At 50.6% G+C, this 7,753-nt stretch carries 8 protein-coding genes and 1 riboswitch; of the genes, 4 read left to right on the top strand and 4 right to left on the bottom strand.

Annotation, left to right across the window (positions count from 1 at the left end; translation table 11 throughout):
• The first annotated feature begins 194 nt into the window (after positions 1 to 194).
• Positions 195 to 458 (top strand): sporulation transcriptional regulator SpoIIID, encoded by a 264-nt coding sequence (gene spoIIID, locus GJQ69_RS08880; RefSeq protein ID WP_086035087.1) that lies wholly within the window; start codon positions 195 to 197, stop codon positions 456 to 458.
• A gap of 54 nt (positions 459 to 512) precedes the next feature.
• Here spoIIID and GJQ69_RS08875 read toward each other — a convergent pair whose 3' ends face one another.
• A complete protein-coding gene (locus tag GJQ69_RS08875; RefSeq protein ID WP_086035088.1) occupies positions 513 to 944 on the bottom strand; it encodes an adenine nucleotide alpha hydrolase family protein in 432 nt (143 codons plus the stop codon).
• A gap of 276 nt (positions 945 to 1,220) precedes the next feature.
• Positions 1,221 to 2,033, bottom strand: coding sequence for a M23 family metallopeptidase (locus GJQ69_RS08870; RefSeq protein ID WP_086035089.1), 813 nt, complete (start codon positions 2,031 to 2,033; stop codon positions 1,221 to 1,223).
• Between the two features lie 332 nt (positions 2,034 to 2,365).
• Between GJQ69_RS08870 and lexA the strand changes: the two genes are divergently transcribed.
• The 3 genes from lexA to cytX all read left to right on the top strand — a co-directional run bounded on the left by lexA (position 2,366) and on the right by cytX (position 5,347).
• Entirely contained in the window at positions 2,366 to 2,959 is a 594-nt protein-coding gene (gene lexA, locus GJQ69_RS08865) for a transcriptional repressor LexA (RefSeq protein WP_086035090.1), read from the top strand.
• Between the two features lie 127 nt (positions 2,960 to 3,086).
• Positions 3,087 to 3,193: riboswitch (TPP riboswitch) on the top strand.
• 175 nt (positions 3,194 to 3,368) lie between these two features.
• Positions 3,369 to 4,178: a bifunctional hydroxymethylpyrimidine kinase/phosphomethylpyrimidine kinase gene (gene thiD, locus GJQ69_RS08860; RefSeq protein ID WP_086035091.1), complete on the top strand. Its 810-nt coding sequence runs from the start codon at positions 3,369 to 3,371 to the stop codon at positions 4,176 to 4,178.
• The gene (cytX, locus tag GJQ69_RS08855; protein WP_174193531.1) at positions 4,175 to 5,347 is read left to right on the top strand and encodes a putative hydroxymethylpyrimidine transporter CytX; all 1,173 of its coding nucleotides are present in this window, start codon (positions 4,175 to 4,177) and stop codon (positions 5,345 to 5,347) included. The genes thiD and cytX overlap by 4 nt, the downstream gene beginning before the upstream one ends.
• A gap of 59 nt (positions 5,348 to 5,406) precedes the next feature.
• Here the strand turns inward: cytX and GJQ69_RS08850 are convergent, their stop codons facing one another.
• Both GJQ69_RS08850 and recG read right to left on the bottom strand, forming a co-directional pair.
• Positions 5,407 to 5,718 (bottom strand): hypothetical protein, encoded by a 312-nt coding sequence (locus GJQ69_RS08850; RefSeq protein WP_086035093.1) that lies wholly within the window; start codon positions 5,716 to 5,718, stop codon positions 5,407 to 5,409.
• Between the two features lie 26 nt (positions 5,719 to 5,744).
• Positions 5,745 to 7,751, bottom strand: coding sequence for an ATP-dependent DNA helicase RecG (recG, locus tag GJQ69_RS08845; RefSeq protein WP_236849686.1), 2,007 nt, complete (start codon positions 7,749 to 7,751; stop codon positions 5,745 to 5,747).
• Positions 7,752 to 7,753 lie beyond the last annotated feature (2 nt).

Below are 7,753 nucleotides of genomic sequence, written 5' to 3'. Positions count from 1 at the left end.
ATTTGCTTTGTATTCATTTTTCCATTCGTTCCCCAGCCCTTCTATACAACGGTACAAAATGGTAAATGGTTCAAAACCTGGATCTAAACTAAATTATATATTTAGTGGATATACTTGTAAACATACACTTCTTTCTCATAAAACGTAAAATTCCTGCATAGTATCGAATAACGAATAGCGGGAGGGTGCGTTTTATGAAAGGCATCGTCGAGAAAAGAGCTGTTGAGCTTGGGGAATACATTGTTTTACACAAAGCAACCGTTCGTGCCGCTGCTAAAAAATTTGGTGTTTCCAAAAGCACCGTACATAAAGATGTGACAAAACGTTTGGAGCAGATAGACCGTCAGTTGTATAAGAAAGTCCAGAAGGTCCTGCAGGTCAACAAAGCGCAAAGACACATCCGCGGCGGCCTTGCCACCAAGGCAAAATATGAGCGGCTCAATCAACAAAAAGTGTGAGAAAAACAAATGACCGGCGGAAAGCATGTCAGCTTTCTGCCGGTCATTGCCTGTTCAGGCACGTACCATTCGTGGTGCGCATTCGGTATTTTGGGGACAAATATTATGTATTTTGTTGTCTTTCGTTACCATGGAAATAGGGACTTTTGGTAGAAGACTGTGCAGTACATCAATGAATCCATTGGAGGTGTTTTCTGCCATACCGGTCACGATATGAACAGCGCCCACCTGCCGCGCGAAAGCCGCTGCTGTATAGGCGGCCTCTTTATTAAAATAAACAGTCATTTCAGCATCTGCTTCTTTCGAAACCTGCCGCAGATATTCCAGTTCTTCACATTCTTTGCGTGTGCCAAGCCCAGCGGACTGGATGCTCAGCACCTGCAGCGGCACACCGCGTTTCTCCGCGATATATTTTCCAGTGTGAATCAGACGGTCACAGTCATGCTGACCAGTCACACACACAAGCACCGCTTTCTTATTGTCCAAAACTCAGGACTCCTTTCTGAAAGGGAGGATTCCCTTCTTACATGGCGTTGCTAGTATATCATGCAAATAAAAAATCTGTTGAAACAAAGAGTGTATATTATATGAACAAGTAAAGCACAAATGATTTTTATTTTTTGGCAAATATGTCTTCTTTATTTTATATTATACCATAATTGTAGGAACAACTCAAATAAAGAAGCTGTAAACAAATTAAAAAAGCCACAGAATCGGGGAAACTCCGAATCTGCGGCGCTGTGTTGCAGTACAATTTTTCGGTCACTTTAAAAGGTCTGCCGGGTCTAGAAATTTGCCGCTTTTTTGAACAGCAAAATGCAGGTGGGGGGCCTCGTCTGCTTCGCAGGGGATTTCTCCCACCTTGCCAAGCTGATGTCCAACTTTGACCGTATCTCCTTTGTGCACAGAAATGTCGGTTAGTCCACAATAGCAGGTAGTCAGGCCGTTTGCATGGACAACCTGTACCATACCGCCAAAGTCTTCCGGTTCGGACACGGCCTGCACAGTGCCATCCGCCGCAGCGCATACGGGTGTACCTTTCGCGGCACGCAGGTCAATGCCGGCGTGTGCACGCCAGTCATGCATCGTTTTCGAGTAGAGCGGTGTTTCGCTGAAGGCGTGCTGTACCGGTGCATCCGGTACAGGTTCCTGCAGACCGGCAGGCGCAGCTGCAGCAGGCGCAGCAGACTTCGGCTGTGCCGCAGCTGCCGCGGAAGAAGCGGGTGCTGCCGATGCTTCCGCCTGGCTGCTTTGGGCAGGTTCACTGGTTACACTGCTCGTTTCCCAGCCGCTCTGTGAAGAAACGGACGGCAAGCTTTCTTGTGGGGAAGACACGGTGCTTTCCGTAATGGTGTTCAGTGTATCCAAAGTGCTTTTTTTGTACTTGTGCAAACTGCTGTAGGTTGTCCATCCCGCCACGGTAACTGCCGTCAGGCAAATAACCAGTGCAATGTAAAACCCTTTCTTTCCTTTTGGGGGCTTTTTACCGGGCGATGAGTTTGTGCCGCCGGATGGATATCCGGTGCTTGTTCCGTTTTCCTGTTCTTCCTGCTTTTTATAATCTTGTGTATTCAATCCTGCCACCTCCAGCCCTAGTATGGCCTTGCGGCAGGAAAATATACCAAAACAGGAAGTTTAGACAGAAAAAAACCGGGCTGCGGCACCCGGTTTTTTTCAATAGCTTGAGGGGTATATTGAGGAGGGTAGAACATACATCAAGTGAACGGTGCGGCTCCGTTGTTCTTGATTACATACTCAGTATACAGCGCTATAGCCCAAAATTTGTTAATAGTATGTGAATGTTTTATAAAGAATAACAACATTACGCCGTTTACAAACAAACGTTTGCGATTTTGTTCTTTCTATGGTATACTTATTTGCGGCGAAAGGAAAAGAGGAAATACAATATGCTTACAGCAAGCCAGCAGAAAGTTTACGACTACCTGAAAAGCCGCCTACAAACTGGGCTGCCGCCTACCGTGCGGGAAATCTGCGCGGCAACCGGTTTAAAATCGACTTCCAGCGTACATGCACATTTAAAAACACTGGAAAAAGAGGGCCTTATCACACGGGATGCCGGTCTGAACCGGGCCATTCATCTGACAGGGCAGAGTCGTTCTGTTCCCGTGCTGCAGGTACCTATTGTCGGCAGGGTCGCGGCGGGACGGCCCATTTTGGCAGTGGAGGATACAGAAGGCCATGTGCCCTATGCACCGGCGAAACGCAGTGAAGATGATGTCTATTTTGCCCTGCATGTACATGGAGAAAGTATGCGGGATGCCGGCATATTAGATAATGACATCGTCATTGCCCGTCAGACACCGGAAGCGGAAAACGGCGAAATCGTCATTGCAATGATAGATGGAGAAGCGACCGTTAAACGCTTTTATCGGGAACCCGGCCGTGTGCGTCTGCAGCCAGAAAATCCGGACTTTGAACCGATTTACACCAAAGAAGTTGCCATTCTCGGCAAGGTGGTTGCCCTCTACCGCAACTATTAAATAAAATATCTGAACAAGAAGCCAGCGCTGTTTAGGCGCTGGCTTTTTCTATGCCGCGGAAGCAATCCAACGAGAAATACCAATAAACAGCTTGCCTTGACAAGATGAAAATGATTCGATATACTAAAAATATATGTGGGGAGCTCACAAACGTGGGCTGAGAGTAAGCGAAAGTGCTTTGACCCTTCACCTGATTTGGGTAATGCCAACGTAGGGAACAAGAAAGAATTGTTTGTGGCAGCGCCTTTTGCAGGCACTGCTTTTCTTTTTGCCCGCCTTTGTTCCCACAGAACAGAAAAATGGGATATCCAGCAAAAGACCGCCGCTTTCACGGCTGGCTTTTGCGGCTGGCAGATTGGGGGCACCACCTTCTGCCGCAAAATGAAATGCTGGAAAGGGGTAATTACAAATGAGGACAGCATTAACAATCGCCGGAAGCGATTCCAGCGGTGGCGCCGGTATTCAGGCGGATATCAAAACCATGACGATGAATGGCGTATTTGCCATGAGCGCCATTACGGCTTTGACAGCGCAGAACACGACCGGCGTGCAGGGGATTTTTGAAGTGGGTTCGTCGTTCCTGGCACAGCAGATTGACAGTGTCTTTACAGATATTCGGCCGGACGCGGTTAAAATTGGTATGGTCGCTTCTTCTGCGCTGATTGAAACGATTGCGGAACGTCTGCGGTTTTACAAGGCGGAGAACATTGTGGTGGACCCCGTTATGGTAGCTACAAGCGGCGCAAAGCTGATTTCAGATGACGCTGTAGCGATACTGAAGGAACAGCTGCTGCCGCTGGCGACGGTACTGACACCAAACATTCCGGAAGCCGAGGTTTTGTCCGGACAAAAAATCACTTCGCCGCAGGACATGGAAAAGGCGGCGGCGGTTATCGGCAGCACCTATTCCTGTGCGGTGCTGTGCAAGGGCGGACATCGGCTGAACGATGCCAATGACCTCCTGTACCGTGACGGCGGATACAAATGGTTTGAGGGCAGGCGCATTGATAACCCCAACACGCATGGGACAGGTTGTACGCTGTCCAGTGCCATTGCGGCGAACCTTGCGAAAGGATACGATTTGGATACATCTGTCTGCAAGGCAAAAACGTATCTTTCCGGTGCGCTTGCCGCAATGCTGGATTTAGGTGCGGGCAGCGGTCCTATGGACCATGCGTTTGACCTAAAGCCGGCCTATTATGAGGAAGCGCGCCGATGAAAAAAACTTCGACCTTTCAAAACGGACTCATTTGGTTTGGCGCAGGCGTGTCCATTGCGGAAATCCTAACGGGGACTTATTTTGCGCCGCTGGGGTTCCAAAAAGGACTGCTGGCGATTCTTTTGGGGCATTTGATTGGCTGCTGTATGCTGTTCTTTGCTGGACTGATTGGCGGACGCAGCGGGCGCAGTGCCATGGGCACGGTCCAAATGAGCTTTGGCAGAATCGGCTGTTTGTTTTTTGCTTTCCTAAATATTCTTCAGTTGGTGGGCTGGACTGCAATTATGATTTACGACGGGGCGCTGGCTGCGAACGGTGTCGTTAGCACCGGCGCATGGGTATGGTGCCTCGTCATCGGCGGCCTTATCCTTGTGTGGATTGCCGTCGGTGTGGAAAACCTCGGCTGGCTTAATAAAATTGCCATGGCAGCACTGCTGGTGCTGACGGTTGTTCTGTGTGCTGTAATTTTCCGCGATGGTCAGGCGGAACCGGCAGTCAAAGGGGACTTGACATTTGGCGCAGCGGTGGAATTGGCAGTCACCATGCCGCTGTCGTGGCTGCCTCTGATTTCCGACTACACGCGTGAGGCGCAGCACCCGTTTGCCGCAACGCTGACCAGTACGGTGGTATACGGAATGGTCAGCTGCTGGATGTACATTATCGGCATGGGAGCGGCTATTCTAACGGGAAAGGCAGACATTGCCACCATGATGGTGAAAGCCGGATTGGGCATTGCGGCACTGCTGATTTTGATTCTTTCTACGGTGACGACCACCTTTCTTGACGCATGGAGCGCCGGTATTTCTGCGGAGTCACTGTCCAAAAAGATAAATGGCAGGCACGCGGCGATGTTGGTTACAGCCGTAGGCACCGTCTGCGCGATGTTATTCCCGATGGATGATATTACCGATTTTCTGTACTTAATCGGTTCCGTATTTGCGCCGATGGTTGCGGTGCAAATTGCAGATTTCTTCCTGCTGAAATGGAACTGCGGAGAAAGCAGGCTGGACGTGCTGAATGCGGTGGTCTGGTTGGCCGGATTTATCCTATATCGGGTACTGATGCGTGTGGACACGCCGGTCGGCTGTACATTGCCGGATATGGCGGCCACATTGCTGCTGTGTGTTGCTGCCCGCAGCGTGCAGAGAAAAATAACGCAAAAAGCTTAAACAGAAAGGGGCTGCTGCAAAGTTTTCGTTTTGCAGCAGCCCCTTTTTCTGCAGTTCTATCAGGTTTGCAGTGTTTCCCGCCAATCTTCCAGGTGCATTCCATTTATCGAAAGCATATATACATTATCCCAGTTTTCCTGCAGCGATTTGCGGTTAAAAATGCGTGAAGTCATCAGTTCCTCAAGGCTCGGAAAGGATACGCCGTCCGGTACGTCACAACTGTTTACCCAATACGGATTTTTGCGTTCCGGCAGGAACTTGAGGTAGCAAACCGTTTCGGTCTGGTCGTTGAATAGGTAGAAGCCTGCTTCTTGAATGTCTTTCCCATCTTTAAAATGTGCGCAAAAAGAATGATAGTCTATATTTGCCATACCTATATGACTTCCTTTCTGTACGGCTAAGTTTCACTGATGTTTCGGAACAGCTGGCGCACTTCCGCACGCAGACCGCGGTGCGCTGGTGCCTCCAGTGCGGGGTCTTCCTCCAGAAGGGAGCGGGCGGTTTGCTGTGCATCTTTTAGGACGTCAAGGTCGTTGTTGAGGTCGGCAATTTGCAGCTGTGGAAGGCCGTGCTGCCGCTGCCCAAAAAAGTCGCCTGGACCGCGTAGCTTTAGGTCCTGCTCCGCAATGACAAATCCATTGCTGGTTTCGCACATGACGCGCATACGTGCGCGGGCCTCTTCATTTTGTGCGTCGGTAATTAAAATACAGTAGCTTTCGTAGCTGCCGCGGCCGACTCTGCCGCGCAGCTGATGAAGCTGGGACAGACCATACTGTTCCGCATTTTCAATCAGCATATCCACCGCGTTCGGTACGTCTACGCCAACCTCCACAACAGTTGTGGAAACCAGAATATCAATGCAGCCATCGGAGAAATCCTGCATGATTTTTTCCTTTTCGCTGCTTTTCATGCGGCCATGCAGGCTGCCAATGCGGCAGTCCGGTAGAACCTGCCGCAGACGGCAGGTGTAAGTTTCCACACTGGCTTTATCGCTGTCAGAATCGATAGCAGGACAGATAATATAGGCCTGCCGTCCCCGATGAACGTGTTTTTGCAAAAAGTGCAGTGCACGTATCCGTTTACCGCTGTCAATGCAGTAGGTCTGAATGGTCTGTCTGCCCGGCGGCAGTTCGTCAATAATGGAAATGTCCAAGTCTCCGTAAATCATAAGGGCCAGCGTGCGCGGAATCGGTGTGGCACTCATCACCAGCACATGTGGATTTTGGGATTTTTCTGCCAGAGCCTCTCGCTGACCGACACCAAAGCGGTGCTGTTCATCTGTAATGACCAGTGCGAGCTTTCGAAACTGCACATCTTTAGTCAACAGGGCATGGGTGCCAACCAGCAGCTGCAGGCTGCCGTCCGCTGCAGCTGCCTTTACCTGCCCTTTTTCCTTGGCTTTTAAGGAGCCAGTCAGCAGCCCAACATGAATGCCGGCGGGTTCCAGCAGGGAGGAGAGAGATGCGAAATGCTGATGTGCCAAAATATCCGTTGGGGCCATTAAAACAGCCTGCATGCCATTTTGGATAACGACAAAACAGCAGGCTGCGGCGACCGCTGTTTTGCCGGAACCGACGTCCCCTTGAATCAGTCGGTTCATGGGCAGGCCGCTCTGCATATCCCGCACGGCTTCCTCTGCGGCCCGTTTCTGTGCGCCGGTCGGGGAGAAGGGGAGCAGTTTCCAAAACGAGGAAAGGCAGTTGTCCTCTATGCGGAAAGAGCTTTTTTTGCGGGAGCGCCCCTTCATGGACAGCAGACCGAGCTGAAGGACCAACAGCTCCTCAAAAGCGAGCCGCCGGCGGGCGACCTCCATGCCTTCCCGGTCCTTTGGCTGGTGGATATTTTCCAGCGCAAAGCCCAGCTTACATAAAGAATGTTCATTTCGTATCTGCGGTGGAATGGGGTCACGCAGTGTTTCCGGCAACAGCCGCAGCGCTTCCCGCACAGCACTTTCTACCACACGGGTGGAAAGTCCTTTTGTCTGCGGGTAAATCGGACGCATACCCGGACAGGTGCCGTCCTCGGCAAAGTTGGGGGCTGCCATTTGCCGCCGGCCGCGGCTCATGGTCACCTTTCCATAGAACAGATAGATTTTGCCGGTATGAATGAGGCTTTGTATATAAGAGTTATTAAAAAAGACGATGTCCAATGTACTGCCATCTTCATCAAACGCACACACATGAATCAGCATCAGACCGCTGCGGGAAAAGACGGGCGCTCCCACGCTTTCTGCCGTGGCACGCACAGCACAAGATACATCCAGCGGTGCGTCGGCAATGGTGTACGGCTGACTCCAATCCTCATAGGTGCGCGGATATAAACGCAGCAAAGCGCCGACAGTAGGTACGCCAAGCTTTTGAAAAAGTTCCGCGCGCTTACTGCCGACGCCTTTTAATTCAATCATCG

The organism is Caproicibacterium lactatifermentans (genome assembly GCF_013315815.1).
Taxonomy (GTDB): domain Bacteria; phylum Bacillota; class Clostridia; order Oscillospirales; family Acutalibacteraceae; genus Caproicibacterium; species Caproicibacterium lactatifermentans.
The sequence above is the reverse complement of the archived record's forward strand: the minus strand, read 5'-3'. Positions and strand labels throughout refer to the sequence as shown.